Source organism: Pseudomonas sp. Pseusp3 (assembly GCF_047304225.1).
Lineage (GTDB): Bacteria > Pseudomonadota > Gammaproteobacteria > Pseudomonadales > Pseudomonadaceae > Aquipseudomonas > Aquipseudomonas fluorescens_CD.
In genome coordinates, this window is sequence record NZ_JBGLYV010000019.1 from 12431 (window position 1) to 27358 (window position 14928).

Sequence of the window (14928 nt, forward strand, 5' to 3'; positions counted from 1 at the left end):
GTTCGTACTCCCTGCTGTTGGATAATGCCGCTCTGCACTGAGGGTTAGAGCTTTCGTATGTCCACTTCTACTTTTTCCGCGGCACACAGCCAGGCCAGTACGCTCTACTTGCCACCTGGCCCGTGGCAGACCGTTATCGATTGCCTGTGTGAGCATTTCAGCGCCATCGGTCGTGAACAATGGCTGGACAGAATCGCCCGCGGCCGGGTCCTCGATGGGCAGGGCATGCCGATTGCCCTCGATCTGGCCTACAGGGAAGGTTTGCGGATTCATTATTTTCGCGAAGTGCCGGATGAAAAACCGATCCCGGTGATCGAGTCGATCCTGTACGCGGACGAGCATCTGGTGGTGGCCGACAAACCGCACTTTCTACCCGTGACGCCGGCTGGCGAATACGTTGAACAGACCCTGCTGAGGCGCTTGATCCGTCGCCTGGACAATCCGCATCTAGTGCCGTTGCATCGCATCGACCGGCATACCGCGGGGCTGGTACTGTTTTCCGCCAATCCGCAGAGTCGTTCAGCTTATCAGTCGTTGTTTCCAACCCGGCAGATAGAAAAGCGCTACGAGGCCATCGCACGGGCGTTGCCTGACCTGGTTTTCCCGTTGGTTCATAAAAGCCGACTGGTCGATGGCGAGCCGTTCTTCCGCATGCAGGAGGGGCCGGGGGCCAGCAACACCGAGACTGCGGTCGAAATCAGGGAAAAACAGGGGGATCTCTGGCGTTATGGTCTTTACCCGGTGACGGGCAAGAAACATCAGCTTCGGGTACATATGGCGGCGTTGGGAGCCGCTATCTGCAACGACCCGTTTTACCCCGAGGTGCTCAAGGATGCGCAGGATGACTATGCCAATCCTTTGAAACTGCTGGCTCAGGGGCTGAAATTCATCGATCCGGTCACGGGCCAGGCGCGAGAGTTCGAGAGTGAAATCACCCTGCAATGGTGATCAGGGGGCGACCCTGAAGCGTTGTACTTCAGGCATGAAAAAGCCCGCATCAAGCGTAATGCTGTTCAGTTAAGCGAGAGTGATCCGTTGTAGGAGCGAGCTTGCTCGCGATGGTCGTTAACGATGCCGCGTGTTTACTGACTAAACGCAGCGCTCTTGAGTCCATCGCGAGCAAGCTCGCTCCTACAGAATCCTTAACTGAACAGCATTACGCATCAAGCGGGCTTTTCCGTATCCGGCGGCGCCAGGATTACAGCTCTTTAACGGTACGAACCTGATCTTTGTTGATGCGGGTCTGTTTGCCGTCGAGCTGTTCGAATTCGTAGAAACCGGAGTCCTTGTCAAACCGAGGCGTGTCGACGGCCTGGATTTCGCGACCGTCATTCAAGGTGATCACCGTAGGCGATGCGCAACCGGCGAGGGTTGCAAGGCCCAGTGCGAGCATGAAAGTGGCGAGGGTCCGTTGAATCATGAGTGTGTCTCCGAATAAGAATTCTTTGGTTGCCGGACTTGAGACGTGCACTGTCCGCGCAAGTTCCTGATGATTGTCAGTCTGACACAGTCTTATTACCGCTTAACAGTTCCGGCGTATTGAGGTTGGCCAGCCGAGGGTCCTTGTCGGGGCATTGCAGCGCGGTCGCACCGAGCGTGTGCATCAACCGGCCTGGGCTACGTTCACCCTCGATCCAGGCTTTTTCAAATGCTGCGCGGTGTACCAGGGGAATCACACACAACAACGGTTCCCAGTGGCCATCATGTCGCACCATCAGCGGCTTGTCCGGATGCAGGTTGGCGGTCTCGCGCATACTGCCGATCAACGTTGCATCAATGCCCGGAACGTCACAGGGCAGGACCAGCAGATGGGTATGGCGAGCAGCTTTCAGGCCTGCTCGAATACCCGCCAGAGGTCCGGGGAAGCCACCTTCATCATCGTGGACCAACTGGTCGGCGTAGGGTGCATACTTCTCAAGGTTGCGATTGCAGGAGATGATCAGGTCATCGGTCAGCGGGCGGGCTTTGCGGTGCAGATGCGCAATCAGGGGGGCGCCTTGCCAGTCCAGCAACCCTTTATCCTGACCCCCCATGCGTTGGCCGCGACCGCCCGCCAGGAGCAGAATGGAGCAGGGTGGCAATTGTGAATTCGAGGTCATGGCAGGTCTCCATGGGAGCGGCGAAAAAACGGAGCGCTGTGATATAACACCGGGCTGTTTCTCCTACAACTGGACGAGCCTATGAAAGCCAAGGCTGATGTACCTTTCGCACCGCTGAATATTGCAGTGCTGACTGTCAGCGATACCCGCACACTGGAAACCGACACCTCGGGCCAGCTCTTTGTCGACCGCTTGACCGCTGCCGGTCATTTCCTGGCAGCCCGGGTATTGCTCAAAGATGATCTCTACAAAATTCGCGCGCAAGTCGCCAACTGGATTGCCGACGATGTCGTGCAGGTTGTGCTGATCACCGGCGGAACCGGTTTTACCGGGCGCGACAGTACGCCGGAAGCCGTCAGTTGCCTGCTGGACAAACAGGTTGATGGATTTGGCGAGCTGTTCCGCCAGATCTCGGTTGCCGATATCGGCACCTCGACCGTTCAGTCCCGGACGTTGGCCGGCCTGGCCAACGGCACGCTGGTTTGCTGTTTGCCGGGCTCGACCAATGCCGTGCGCACCGGTTGGGACGGCATACTGGCCGAGCAGCTGGATTCGCGGCATCGCCCGTGCAATTTCGTGCCTCACCTGAAACAGGCTGCGCCTTGTGACTCCCGTGGGTAAGCCTGGCAAGACTGGCAGCCTGATGCCTGTCGAGCAGGCGCTGGCGCGCTTGCTGGAAATGGCCGAGACCTCAAGGATTGTCGAGCGTGAACGCTTGCCGTTGGCGCAGGTACAGGGGCGTGTATTGGCTGAAGATCTGGTGTCGACGCTGGATCTGCCACCCTGGCCCAACAGTGCCATGGACGGTTATGCCTTGCGTATGGCCGACTGGACGGGAGAGCCGTTGGTGGTCAGTCAGAAGGTGTTTGCCGGCCAGGCCCCCGAACCGTTGCAGCCAGGAACCTGTGCGCGCATTTTCACCGGGGCGCCTGTTCCCGCCGGTGCCGATTGCGTCGAGATGCAGGAAAACGCCGAGGTTCAGGCGGATGAGCGAGTACGTTTCACTGGAACCTTGGCCCAAGGCCAGAACATCCGTCCGCAAGGCCAGGAAACGACCGTCGGCGAGTTGATTCTGCCGGCAGGTACGCGGCTGGGGCCCATCGAGCAAGGATTGGCTGCCTCATTGGGGTGCGCTGAGCTGGAAGTCGTTCGCAAGGTGCGTGTGGCGGTGCTGTCCACTGGCGACGAATTGATTGAGCCGGGGCAGGCGCTGGGGCCGGGACAGATCTACAACAGCAACCGGGTGTTGTTATGTAGCTGGTTGCAGCGTTTGGGGTGTGAGGTCGTCGACGCGGGCATTCTTCCGGACAATCTGGAAACCACGCGTTCCCGATTGGGTGAGTTGAAGGATGTCGACCTGATCCTCTCCACCGGCGGCGTATCGGTGGGTGAAGCCGATTTTCTGGGCATCGCCTTGCGCGAAGAGGGTGAACTGACGCTGTGGAAGCTCGCCATCAAGCCTGGTAAACCGCTGACGTTCGGGCATTTTCGCGGCGTGCCGGTGATTGGCTTGCCGGGCAATCCGGCATCGACCCTCGTGACCTTTGCCTTGTTGACCAGACCCTATCTCCTGCGCCGTCAGGGTGTGAAAGAAGTTGAGCCGCTGAAGGTGCAGGTGCCGGCAGGGTTTAACTGGCTCCAGCCTGGTAATCGGCGTGAGTATTTGCGCGGACGGCTGGAAAACGGCAGGGCGACGATCTACAAAAACCAGAGTTCCGGTGTACTGCGTAGCGCTGCCTGGGCCGATGGACTGGTAGAAGTCCTTGAAGGTCGCACGCTGGTTCAGGGCGATGGCGTTTTTTTCATTCCGTTGAGCGAAGTCCTGGGCTGACAGATACAGCGGATTTGCCACACAAAACCCGGTTGATTGAACCGGGTTTTGTGTTGATGGCAACTCAATGCGCCAGAAACAATGAAATAACCTGTTCGAACCGGCTATTGGCGATCCAGCCAAGGAGGCCAAGGATCACGGCTGTGCCGCAGGCGGAGTAGGCAAGCCTGTGCTTGATGGATTTGACGTCACCCCGGACTTCGTCCATGTCCCTGCGTATGTACTTGAGGTGTGCTTCCAGCTCGGAGACGCGAGGTTCCATATCGATTTCTCCGGTGGCTTTTGTGCTGCTGCATTCAGCTCGATCGCCTGCACTTTTTACAATGGCCGGTGAATCGAGTTTTTGGCTTTGCATGGCACGTCCTTGTGATGTCCTGCGGTAACCCCAAAAGTCTACCAATTCAGATTCCCGGTCAATTGAGCCGATTCCTCACGTGTTGTAAGAAAATTCCTGCCATGTGAGGGATCAAGACTGTCCGACTGGAAATAATTCATTTTCTTGCGACTTTTGACGGGGGGGGCTTCGCGGTCAACATCTCCCGGATGCGATTCAAACCTGGGGTGAACTGATGGGCGATCGCAAGGCACTGTTGATTCTGCATGGTAAACAGGCACTCAACGAAGCAGTTCGCACGGCAGTCGAAAGCCGGCGTGAGTAAGGTTGGGAACTGCCTGTTCGAATGACCTGGGAAGCCGGCGATGCGCAGAGACTGGTGGGCGGGCGTCGTGCCCACAGGCACTGGTAGATGATGGTTTGCTGGATGTCGGTGTTTTGCCGGCACCGCAGGAAGTGGCCGGTACATTGAAAAACCTGCTGACCGAAGGCTTTGGCATCGACAGCATGTTTGTCCGGGCGCGCCTGCCCTGGGTCGAGATCAAGGTCTCGGAAGGGCTTTACATCAACCTTGATGGTGAACCGCTGGAAGGGGACAACCTGTGTTTCTCGATTCGCCCGGCGGCGTTACTCGTGCATCTGCCTGAGGATTCGCCGCTGTTACGTGCCTGTGAAGTGCCTAGTCATCAAGGCTGATGATTTGTTCGCGCACGGCAAACAGCACCAGGCCGGCCACATCGTAGATCTGCAAACGCTTCATGATCTGCGAACGGTGGGTTTCGACGGTCTTGACGCTCAGCCCCAGGCCATTGGCGATCTCTCGAGTGGATTTTCCGCGAACGATCAACCGCAGGATTTCCAGCTGACGCGCCGTCAGGTTATGCGAGTCGGCGGGTTCGGGTTGGTGCCTCTGGTTTCGGGTCAATGCCTGATTGATTACCGTGTGGGCAATGGCCGGACTCAGATAGCGCTCGTTGTTGCGCAAGGCCTCCAGTGCGTGCTCCAGTTCGGTCGCCGTGGTGTCCTTGAGCAGGTAGCCGTGGGCTCCGGACTCCAGCGCCTGCATGATGAGGGCCGGGTCGGTGTGCATCGATAGGATCAGGACCTTGCTCTGCGGGCGCACTCGCTTTAGCTGCTGCAAGGCTTCGAGGCCGCCGGTCTGGCGCATTGAAAGATCCAGCAGGACAATATCCGGGGACAGACGCCCGACCATTTCGAGCAACTGCGAGCCGTCATTGGCCTCGCCGATGACCGCATAGCCGGGCAGATCCATCACCAGGGCGCGCACGCCAGCCCTGATCAGCGAGTGGTCATCCACCAGTAGTAAATTACAAGTCAATGCAGAACCTTATTCGAACTGGCCCGTTCGAGCGCACGGGGCGCCCAGGGAAAAAGAGCTTCGATTTGAGTGCCTTTGCCCGGCTCGCTGGTAACGGTCAGTGTGCCGCCCAGTTGATCGATCCGTTCCGACATTCCGGCCATACCTCGTTGCCCTTCACGACCAGGATCGGTTGCGGGCGAGAAGCCCTGACCGTCATCGCTGATCTGCAACTTCAGGCCTTGGGGCAGGCGTTGCAGGCATACCAGCAGGTTCTTGGCCTGGGCATGTCGCAGGATGTTGGTGACCGCTTCCTGAGTGATACGGAACGCTGCCACGGCCATTTCCTCCGGTATGCCGGTCAGGCGTTGCTGGCATTCCAGGCTCCAGTGCACCGGCGTGTTGGCCAGGGTCTTGAGCAAGTGTGCCCGCAGACTGGCTTCCAGCCCGAGGCTGGTCAACTGCCGGGGGTTGAGAATGGCGGATACGTCACGAACTTTTGTCAGGGTTTCTTCCAGCGTGTCGCAGAGGACCGAGCATTGCCCCTGAAGTTCTTCGGGCATCCGGCGTTTGAGCCAGTCACTTTGCAGTTTTGCGGCGGTCAGCAATTGGCCGATGTCGTCATGCAGTTCCCGGCTCAGTCGGTGACGCTCGTTTTCCTGAACCTGTAACAACCGGTCGGCCAGTTCCTGAGGCTGGAATTTGATGGATTTGCGCGAGAGGCGGTACTGCACAGCAACACTGGTCAGCGCAGCAATGTCGAGTGCCAGCAATGACAGAGGCAAAGGGATAGACAAGCCATAGACCAGCAAACTGCCGAGCGTCGAGCAGGCGCATAACAACAGCGTGAATGTACGCGCATTTTCTCGGGACGGTGGCCACATGGCGATTGACTTGAGGCTGGCGTGCATAACGGATGGAGCCAATGGATGTTCGCTGCGGGCTGACCGGTCATGCTGGCTGACAGGCCCCTGTTTTTTAATGTGGAGCGTCGACTTCAACGGGATGTACTTTTTGTTGGAGACTTCAGCTCCGGACTGGAGCGAGCTGTGTCCGGCCGCAACCACACTGCCATTAATTGGCGTCAACTAATAGGCGGCATAGTAGCACTTAAGATACCGTTGGTCGCGTCTGTATATATGTCCGAAAAGTCAGGAATCCAGCCATTTGGACGATGGTTCCATAATGGAGCAAGTTGGCTGTTGCCGTCGCAAAATACCGACTGTCCCTGGTTTTTTATTGAGACCAGGCAATACCCCGGTCAAGACAGGCGCGCAATTGTCGATGGGCAAATAGTGGTTGTTAAAGCATGTCGCTTATAGCTATGAGATATTAAATTGCGACATGTGCGCACTCAAGTTACAGCGCGGTATTGATAACCAAAACACACCATACGGCATGATTTGGCAAGTTCAGGCCTGTCGTTCCGAATAGGATACGAGGCTGAACGGTCTGGAGTTGACCGGTGGTTGATATCGGCTTTGTCCGACCTGAAAGGCAAAAGCTTCGATAAGGGTAACTTGCTCGCTGTCGTCGAGACTGAGCTGTCCGGTGGTCTGGTCGATGAGTTCGAGTTGCCAGGCAATCAGGGTCAGGCAGTCTTTGAGGGCGCTCAGTGCCTCGTCGTGCAGGCTCATCGTGTGTTGTGCGTGGTTGAGCAGGCCATGAATATGCAGGGAAAACTCAGACACGGCCGCCAACGCCAGGGCATCGGCCTTGTTGGCCAGCTTGAGCAGTGTGCTGAGCATGCAGTCGATGGCGTCCTTGTCATTGCTGATCAGCTGTAGATGACTCAGGCATTCCTCGGTTTTGGCCAGGAGTGTTTCAGCCTCGACGAGAAACTCCGGGAGCCGTCGGGCCCACTCTTTACGGTCGTTCGGCATACTTATCTCCACAACGTCATGTCAAATGAGGGGATATCGTGCGTGTCGACGAGGGCGGTCGGGACCCCGGCATTGCCGAGTCGTCGGGTGAACGAGCTTCGGCTGGCCCGGAGGCAGGCTGGGGAACACGAGAGGGTGGTTGGCCACTTACTTGCGATCGCACACAAAAGCCTGACTCCGTTCATGCAATGAGAATGGCGTCACATTAATGGCTATTGGATATTGCGAATATCAGGTTGCACCTGATTGTTGATAGGGGAATCCCTTACGCAGCGGAACCTTTCGCTAGAACCATGGTCGCGTGGCGCTGAAGTGCGGCAGATGTAATCACGGCGCCAGTAAAGCATGATGTTAATGTGACATCAATGCCTTGGCGTGGCATTTCGGAGAGGGTCAAGCTTCGGCAAAAACAGCCGATAACCTTCTTTAGTGAATTCATCCGAACAAGACCAGGAGTCATTGATGGCCGGCATTCTCGACACGGTAGACCAACGCACGCAACTGGTGGGTGAGAATCGCCTGGAAATTCTCATGTTCCGGCTCGCCGGACGGCAATTGTTCGCAATCAACGTCTTTAAAGTACAGGAAGTCTTGCAGCTGCCAAAGTTGACGCTGATGCCGCAGCGCCACCCTTTCGTGTGCGGCGTGGTCAACCTGCGTGGCCAGACCCTGCCGGTGATCGACCTGTCCCAGGCCATTGGCATGCGCCCATTGGTGCCGGGGCCTGGCAGCACGATTATCGTCACCGAGTACAACCGTTCGGTTCAGGCCTTCCTGGTCGGTGGCGTGGACCGGATCGTCAACATGAACTGGGAAGCCATCCTGCCGCCACCGAGCAGCGCCGGGCGCCAGCACTACCTGACAGCCATCAGCAAAGTCGACGACCAACTGGTGGAAATCATCGACGTCGAAAAAGTCCTGGCCGAAATCGTCCCGTACAACGCCAAAGTCTCCCGTGACAAGCTCGAGGATCCGGTACTGGAACGCGCCCGTGGCCGTGAGGTGCTGCTGGTGGATGACTCGAACGTGGCCCTGGCGCAATTGCGCGATACCTTGGGACAGTTGGGCGTGAAGATGCACATCGCCAGCGACGGATTGAAGGCCTTGAACATGCTCAAGGCCTGGGCCGATACCGGCGTGGACATGACCGAAAAACTGCTGATGGTTTTCACCGATGCGGAAATGCCGGAAATGGATGGCTATCGCCTGACCACCGAAATTCGCAACGATCCACGCCTGCGTGGCTTGTACGTGGTGCTGCACACCTCGCTGTCCGGCAGCTTCAACGACTCGATGGTGAAAAAGGTCGGCTGCGACAATTTCCTCTCCAAATTCCAGCCGGACAAACTCGTCGACGTAGTGCGCCAGCGCCTGATGCTCGACGAAGTACCGGCCTGATCAGACCACCGTCAACCTGTAGGAGCGAGCTTGCTCGCGATGGTCTTGAACGATAACGCGTAAAACCAGATGCCCAGCGGCGTCCTTGGGTTTTTCGCGAGCGAGCTCGCTCCTACAGGGTTTTTTGCACTTTGATTCGCTGACCAAGCTCGTATAGGGTGGCATTTTTGCCCACAGGGAGCTGGCCATGTTGCGTCTGAGCGCGCTTTATCGTTATCCGTTGAAATCCGGCAAGGGCGAGGTCTTGCAGCAAGTCGGCCTCGACAAGCTGGGGCTGGACGGCGATCGCCGCTGGATGCTGGTGGACGAGGCCAGCGGGCGCTTCCTGACCCAGCGGGCGGTGGCGCAGATGAGCCAGTTGTCGGCACTGTGGAATGCCGAAGGCGGCTTGACCCTCAGTGCGCCTGGTCATTCGCCGATCGACATTGCCCTGCCCGGCAGTGATGCAGAACTGCGTGGCGTGACGATCTGGCGCGACACCTTGCGTGTACCCGATGCTGGCGACGAGGCAGGTGCCTGGGTCAGTGAGTTCATCGGAAAACCGACGCGTCTGGCGCAAGTGCCACTGGAGCGTGCGCGTACGACCGAGGCCGGTTACGGCAAGGACGACGATCAGGTGGCGTTCGCCGACGGCTTCCCGCTGCTGCTGATCGGCCAGGCATCGCTGGAAGACCTGTCGCGGCGAGTCGGTCGCCCGCTGGAGATGCTGCGCTTCCGGCCAAACCTGGTGATCGAAGGCAGTGAAGCGTTCGCCGAGGACGGCTGGAAGCGTATCCGTATCGGCGAGGTCGAGTTCCGCGTGGTCAAGTCGTGCTCGCGCTGCATCCTCACGACCATCGACCCGCAAACCGGCGAACGTAGCGAAGATCGCGAACCGTTGGCGACCTTGCAGAAGTACCGTGCCGAGGCTGATGGTGCGATGTTCGGGCAGAATCTGGTCAATGACGGCAATGGACGGCTGGAAGTCGGTATGCCGGTGACCGTTCTCGAGTAAAAACCCGTGAATGAAAAATGCCCGTGTCCAGGAACACGGGCATTTTTTTTCGCTGTAAAAACGCGGGATTTTAGCCGCGGTATTCGCACAGGTAAGCGGTGTCGACGGCCACTTTCAGCTGGAACTTGCTGTTGGCCGGCACGTTGAACTGGCTGCCGGCGGCGAAGGTTTCCCAGTCGCTGCTGTCTGGCAGTTTGACGGTCAATGCGCCGCTGACCACGTGCATGATTTCACGCTGGCTGGTGCCGAATTCGTACTCGCCCGGAGCCATGACGCCGATGGTTGCCGGACCTTCTGCGGTGCCAAAGGCGATCGACTTGACGGTGCCGTCGAAGTACTCGTTGACTTTAAACATTGGCGATTCCTCGAAAAGGGCTAAAAAGGGCCGGCCAGTATGCACAAGGGGGCCGATGCCGTCACCTCTCCAGAGGGGGGAGAATCTGCGGTAACAGGCGCGCCGTATTACGCGCATCTTCCAGGGCCCGGTGTTGCTGCCCGGTAAATTGCAGGCCTGCAAGTTGCAGCGCGCCGTTGAGCCCCAGCGGGCGCTCCAGGCGGCGGGCTTTGGCAAAGCGCTGTTTGAGGTTGATATGCGGTGTACGGCTCAGGACGCTGTCGAGTTGCAGGCGCTGCCATTCCTGAAGGAACTGCTGGCGATCGTAATCACCCCAGCTGACCCAGCTTTCCAGGGATGAATATTGTCCCAGCCATTGTTCGAATGAGGGCCAGATCTCGCTCAGTGTCTGGGCCGAATCGACATCGGCCTGGGTGATGTGCGTCAGCTCCCGACAAAACGGTGTAAGCAGCGGCCGTCGCAGTGGCCGCACAAAGCACTGGAAGTGATCCACTTCGCGCCCTTTGCGGTCCACCAGGGTGGCGCCGATTTCAATGATTTCCATATCTGTTACGGGCCAACCACCCTCATCGGTGGTGGCCTCCAGATCAATGACCAGCCAGTGAGGCATTGCAGGGTTCCTGGTATCCGCGTCCTGTAGGGTTTGAGCGTAGCCAAACCCGACGGTTCCGCCTAGCGGCTTATTCGACCTCCAACAGAATCTGCCGGTTTTTCACCTGATCCCCGACTTTGACTTGCAGGCGTTTGAGCACACCGTCGATGCCCGATTTCAACGGGTGCTCCATTTTCATCGCCTCCAGTACCACCAGCAACTGGCCCTGGGTGACCGGGCTGCCTTCGTTGACCAGCACGTCGACAATCGCCCCGTCCATCGGTGCCTTGAGGGTGCCGGAGCTTACATTGGTCACGCTGCAGACCGGCGCCTGGGTGCGATCCACGAACTGCAGGCTGCCGGGCCGGGTAAACAGCCAGAGACGCCCGGTCTCCAGGCGGTAAGCGTGGCGCTGGCGGATGCCTTCGATTTCGAGGGTGGCCCAGCGTCCGTCGCAGTGGATGATCTTCAGTTCGAGGTTGTGCCCGGCGACCTGAATGCGCAACGGCTCGCCCGGGATGGCCTGCAACCCGACCGGCCAATCCTGGTCCTCAAGGCCGATGCGATAGTGCAGTGGAACACTGGCGTTGTTGCGCCAACCGCAAAGCGGGGCCGGATGAGCCTGCGCTTGAGCCTGATAGAAGAGGGCGGTCGCGATGGCCAGGTGTTGTGCGCCTGGGGCATGGGACCGCAGGCAGGCATGCTCGGAAAAGTGCTGCGCGATGAACCCGGTGCTGAAATCCGCGCAGGCGAACTGTGGGTGATCCAGCAAACTGGCGAGCAAGCGCTGATTGCTTTGCACGCCCAGCAGCACACTGTCTTGCACCGCCCGCAGCAATTTGCGCCGGGCTTCTTCGCGGGTGGCGCCGTGGGCAATGAGCTTGCCGAGCATCGGGTCGTAGAACGGGCTGATGACCTGGCCTTCAATCAGGCCGTGGTCGATCCGCACGCCGTCCTGCAATCCCGGTTCCCAGGCCACGACGTGCCCGGTTTGCGGCAGGAAACCCTGAGCCGGATCTTCGGCATACAGGCGCACTTCCATGGCGTGCCCATGGAGCTGCACCTGCTCCTGACGCAATGGCAGCGGTTGCCCCTCGGCGATGTGCAGCTGCCAGGCCACCAGGTCCAGCCCGGTGATCAGTTCGGTAACCGGGTGTTCCACTTGCAACCGGGTGTTCATTTCCAGGAAGTAAAACTGCCCGCGCGCATCCAGCAAAAACTCCACGGTGCCCGCGCCGACGTATTGCACTGCCCGCCCGGCCTTGAGCGCCGCTTCGCCCATGGCCTGGCGCAGTTCAGGCGTCATCACCGGGCAGGGTGCTTCTTCGATGACTTTCTGATGCCGGCGCTGTACCGAACAATCGCGCTCGCCGAGGTAAATCAGGTTGCCGTGGCGGTCGCCGAACAGTTGAACCTCGACATGACGTGGTTCGACCAGTGCCTGTTCGAGAATCAGTTCGCTGCTGCCAAAACCGTTCAGGGCTTCGGAGCGCGCGGTACGGATCTGCTCCAGCAAATGGCCGGCGTCGTGCACCAGGCGCATACCGCGTCCACCGCCGCCAGCGCTGGCTTTGATCATCAACGGATAGCCGATGCGCCCGGCTTCGCGGCTCAGGGTCGCGTCGTCCTGCCCGTCGCCTTGATAACCATCGATGCAGGGCACGCCGGCTTCGATCATGGCGATCTTCGAAAGGCGCTTGCTGCCCATCAATTCGATTGCCTCGGGGCTGGGGCCGATGAAGGTGATGCCGGCGTCCTGGCAAGCGCGGGCAAACCCGGCGTTTTCCGAGAGGAAGCCGTAGCCCGGATGGATCGCATCCGCGCCCGTACGCCGGGCTGCGTCGAGGATGGCCGGGATATTCAAATAAGACTGTTGCACCGCGGCCGGCCCGATGTTGACTGCCTCGTCGGCCATCTGCACGTGCAATGCGTCGGCGTCGGCGTCGCTGAATACGGCGACCGTGCGATAGCCCAGCGCCTGGGCCGTGCGCTGGATGCGACAGGCAATTTCACCGCGGTTGGCGATGAGGATTTTTTTGAGTCCGGGCATGGGTTGGCTCTCTGTATTTTGCTGTGTCTGGTCGGGCCTCATCGCGAGCAAGCCCGCTCCCACATTTGAAATGCGTTCCAATGTGGGAGCGGGCTTGCTCGCGAAGCTTTTAAGAGGCCCACCCCGGTTTGCGTTTCTGCACGAAAGCCATCGTTCCCTCGACGCCTTCGGCCCCGGTCACCGCTTCGCCGAACCATTCGGCTGCCTGATCCAGCAGGGCATCCGACGGTTGTCCGGCACTCGCCAGCAGGAGTTTCTTGGTCATCGCATTCGCTTCGGGCGCACAACACAACACATGCGCCAACACCTCATCGAGACGTTCAGCCAGGGCCTGCGGATCATGCTCGACAAAATGCACCAGCCCCATGCGCCGTGCCTGGTGGCCATCAAAACGCGCCGCGGTCAGGGCCAGGCGCCGGGCTTCGGTCAGGCCGATGCGCTGGACCACGAATGGCGCGATTTGCGCCGGCAGCAGGCCGAGGCTGGTTTCCGGCAGGCCGAACTGCGCCTGATGATCGGCCAAAGCGATATCGCTGACACAGGCCAGGCCGAAACCACCGCCGAGCACCGCGCCTTGCAGCACCGTGATCACCACTTGCGGAGCCTGTTGCACCTCTTGCAGCAGTGCACCGAATACCCGATTCAAGTCGCGGTGCGCGCTCGAACCCTGGGCACGGGCACTGGCCATGTCCTTGAGATCGCCGCCGGCGCAGAAGTGGCCGCCGGCACCGCCGATCACCAGCGCCCGAACGCCTCGGTCATCGCGCACGGCTGCCAGTACCGAGCGCAACTCGCTGACCATCTGCAAGCTCATCGCGTTGCGGCTGTCCGGGCGATTGAGGGTGATGTGCAACACGCCGCTGTGCAGTTCCAGCAGCAAGGTCTGGCATGCCGGCAGGCTGCTCATTTGTTTTTCCCCGGCAGAATGCCCATCAGTTTGCAGATGATCCCCAGCATGATTTCGTCGGCACCGCCGCCAATCGATACCAGCCGGACATCGCGGTAGGCCCGGGCCACCGGGTTGTCCCACATGAAGCCCATGCCGCCCCAATATTGCAGGCAACTGTCGCTGACTTCGCGCCCCAGCCGCCCGGCCTTGAGCTTGGCCATGGACGCCAGGCGCGTCACGTCCTGGCCTTTGACGTATTGCTCGGTGGCCTGATAGACCAGCGCCCGCAGGCATTCGATCTCGGTTTGCAGTTCAGCCAGGCGGAAGTGGATCACCTGATTGTCGATCAGCGCATTGCCGAAGGTTTTGCGCTCCTTGCAGTATTCGATGGTGCTGTCGACACAGTACTCCAGGCCCTTGATCATGTTGGCCGCACCGAACAGGCGCTCCTCCTGGAACTGCAGCATCTGCATCATGAACCCCGCGCCTTCATGACCGATGCGGTTGCGCTGCGGTACACGCACATTGTCGAAAAACACCTGGGCGGTTTCCGAGCTGCGCATGCCGAGCTTGTCCAGGTGTGAACTCAAGCTGATGCCCGGAGTGTTCATCGGCACCATGATCAGCGATTTGTTGATGTGCGGTTTGTCGTCCGAGGTGTTGGCCAGCAGGCAGATGAAGTCGGCGCTCGGCGAGTTGGTGATCCACATCTTGCTGCCGTTGATCACGTAGTCGTCGCCGTCCTTGCGCGCCGTGGTTTTCAGCCCGGCGACGTCGGAGCCGGCGCCGACTTCGGAGACGCCGATGCAGCCGACCTGCTCACCGCTGATGGCCGGGCGCAGGAATTCCTCGCGCAGTTCATCGGAACCGAAACGTGCCAACGCAGGCGTGCACATGTCAGTCTGCACGCCGATGGACATCGGAATGCCGCCGCAATGGATGGTGCCGAACTCTTCGGCCGCGACGATCGAATAGCTGTAGTCGAGCCCCATGCCGCCGAATTTCTCCGGTTTCGAAATGCCCAGCAAGCCGAGGTCGCCGGCCTTGCGGAAGATTTCGTGGATGGGGAAACGCCCGGCCTTTTCCCATTCCTCGACGTGCGGGTTGATTTCGTGCTCGACGAATTGGCGCACGGTGCGGCGCAGTGCTTCGTGTTCCTGGGTGAAGATCATTTTTATTGTTCTC

General features: G+C 59.3%; 16 protein-coding genes and 1 pseudogene. 6 read left to right on the forward strand and 11 right to left on the reverse strand.

Features of this window, described 5'->3' with window-relative positions:
* The first annotated feature begins 57 nt into the window (after positions 1–57).
* Complete coding sequence (locus ACCD00_RS08925; protein WP_413423711.1) at positions 58–948, forward strand: pseudouridine synthase; 891 nt, start codon at positions 58–60, stop codon at positions 946–948.
* 250 nt (positions 949–1198) lie between these two features.
* Here ACCD00_RS08925 and ACCD00_RS08930 read toward each other — a convergent pair whose 3' ends face one another.
* A complete protein-coding gene (locus tag ACCD00_RS08930; RefSeq protein ID WP_413423713.1) occupies positions 1199–1420 on the reverse strand; it encodes a YgdI/YgdR family lipoprotein in 222 nt (73 codons plus the stop codon).
* Between the two features lie 76 nt (positions 1421–1496).
* Positions 1497–2099, reverse strand: coding sequence for a molybdenum cofactor guanylyltransferase MobA (gene mobA / locus ACCD00_RS08935; protein ID WP_413423715.1), 603 nt, complete (start codon positions 2097–2099; stop codon positions 1497–1499).
* An 81-nt stretch (positions 2100–2180) separates the two neighbouring features.
* Between mobA and moaB the strand changes: the two genes are divergently transcribed.
* Both moaB and glp read left to right on the forward strand, forming a co-directional pair.
* A complete protein-coding gene (moaB, locus tag ACCD00_RS08940) occupies positions 2181–2720 on the forward strand; it encodes a molybdenum cofactor biosynthesis protein B (protein ID WP_413423717.1) in 540 nt (179 codons plus the stop codon).
* Positions 2704–3930, forward strand: coding sequence for a gephyrin-like molybdotransferase Glp (gene glp, locus ACCD00_RS08945; protein ID WP_413423719.1), 1227 nt, complete (start codon positions 2704–2706; stop codon positions 3928–3930). Before moaB ends, glp begins: the two co-directional genes overlap by 17 nt.
* Before the next feature lie 64 nt (positions 3931–3994).
* Here glp and ACCD00_RS08950 read toward each other — a convergent pair whose 3' ends face one another.
* Positions 3995–4285, reverse strand: a complete 291-nt coding sequence (locus ACCD00_RS08950; protein WP_413423721.1) for a hypothetical protein — start codon at positions 4283–4285, stop codon at positions 3995–3997.
* A gap of 357 nt (positions 4286–4642) precedes the next feature.
* Here ACCD00_RS08950 and ACCD00_RS08955 point away from each other — a divergent pair.
* Positions 4643–4960, forward strand: a pseudogene (locus ACCD00_RS08955) (lipid kinase YegS); the annotation flags it as partial.
* On the opposite strand, the gene ACCD00_RS08960 reads toward ACCD00_RS08955, so the two are convergent.
* The 3 genes from ACCD00_RS08960 to ACCD00_RS08970 all read right to left on the reverse strand — a co-directional run bounded on the left by ACCD00_RS08960 (position 4944) and on the right by ACCD00_RS08970 (position 7465).
* Complete coding sequence (locus ACCD00_RS08960; protein WP_413423723.1) at positions 4944–5603, reverse strand: response regulator; 660 nt, start codon at positions 5601–5603, stop codon at positions 4944–4946. The pseudogene ACCD00_RS08955 and the gene ACCD00_RS08960 overlap by 17 nt on opposite strands.
* The gene (locus tag ACCD00_RS08965; RefSeq protein WP_413423810.1) at positions 5600–6493 is read right to left on the reverse strand and encodes a sensor histidine kinase; all 894 of its coding nucleotides are present in this window, start codon (positions 6491–6493) and stop codon (positions 5600–5602) included. The genes ACCD00_RS08960 and ACCD00_RS08965 overlap by 4 nt, the downstream gene beginning before the upstream one ends.
* Positions 6494–6994: 501 nt before the next feature.
* Complete coding sequence (locus ACCD00_RS08970; RefSeq protein WP_413423725.1) at positions 6995–7465, reverse strand: hypothetical protein; 471 nt, start codon at positions 7463–7465, stop codon at positions 6995–6997.
* A gap of 462 nt (positions 7466–7927) precedes the next feature.
* On the opposite strand from ACCD00_RS08970, the gene ACCD00_RS08975 reads away from it, so the two are divergent.
* Positions 7928–8863, forward strand: coding sequence for a chemotaxis protein CheV (locus ACCD00_RS08975; protein ID WP_007973464.1), 936 nt, complete (start codon positions 7928–7930; stop codon positions 8861–8863).
* A 187-nt stretch (positions 8864–9050) separates the two neighbouring features.
* Complete coding sequence (locus ACCD00_RS08980; RefSeq protein ID WP_413423727.1) at positions 9051–9857, forward strand: MOSC domain-containing protein; 807 nt, start codon at positions 9051–9053, stop codon at positions 9855–9857.
* A 70-nt stretch (positions 9858–9927) separates the two neighbouring features.
* On the opposite strand, the gene ACCD00_RS08985 is transcribed toward ACCD00_RS08980, so the two are convergent.
* The 5 genes from ACCD00_RS08985 to atuD form a co-directional block, all read right to left on the reverse strand.
* On the reverse strand, positions 9928–10212 hold the full coding sequence (locus ACCD00_RS08985) for a pyrimidine/purine nucleoside phosphorylase (RefSeq protein WP_007940055.1): 285 nt from the start codon (positions 10210–10212) through the stop codon (positions 9928–9930).
* Between the two features lie 61 nt (positions 10213–10273).
* Positions 10274–10822 (reverse strand): exonuclease domain-containing protein, encoded by a 549-nt coding sequence (locus tag ACCD00_RS08990; protein WP_413423729.1) that lies wholly within the window; start codon positions 10820–10822, stop codon positions 10274–10276.
* Between the two features lie 70 nt (positions 10823–10892).
* Positions 10893–12854, reverse strand: a complete 1962-nt coding sequence (locus tag ACCD00_RS08995) for an acetyl/propionyl/methylcrotonyl-CoA carboxylase subunit alpha (protein WP_413423731.1) — start codon at positions 12852–12854, stop codon at positions 10893–10895.
* 109 nt (positions 12855–12963) lie between these two features.
* The gene (locus ACCD00_RS09000; RefSeq protein WP_413423733.1) at positions 12964–13761 is read right to left on the reverse strand and encodes an enoyl-CoA hydratase/isomerase family protein; all 798 of its coding nucleotides are present in this window, start codon (positions 13759–13761) and stop codon (positions 12964–12966) included.
* Entirely contained in the window at positions 13758–14915 is a 1158-nt protein-coding gene (gene atuD, locus ACCD00_RS09005; protein WP_413423735.1) for a citronellyl-CoA dehydrogenase, read from the reverse strand. Before atuD ends, ACCD00_RS09000 begins: the two co-directional genes overlap by 4 nt.
* Positions 14916–14928 lie beyond the last annotated feature (13 nt).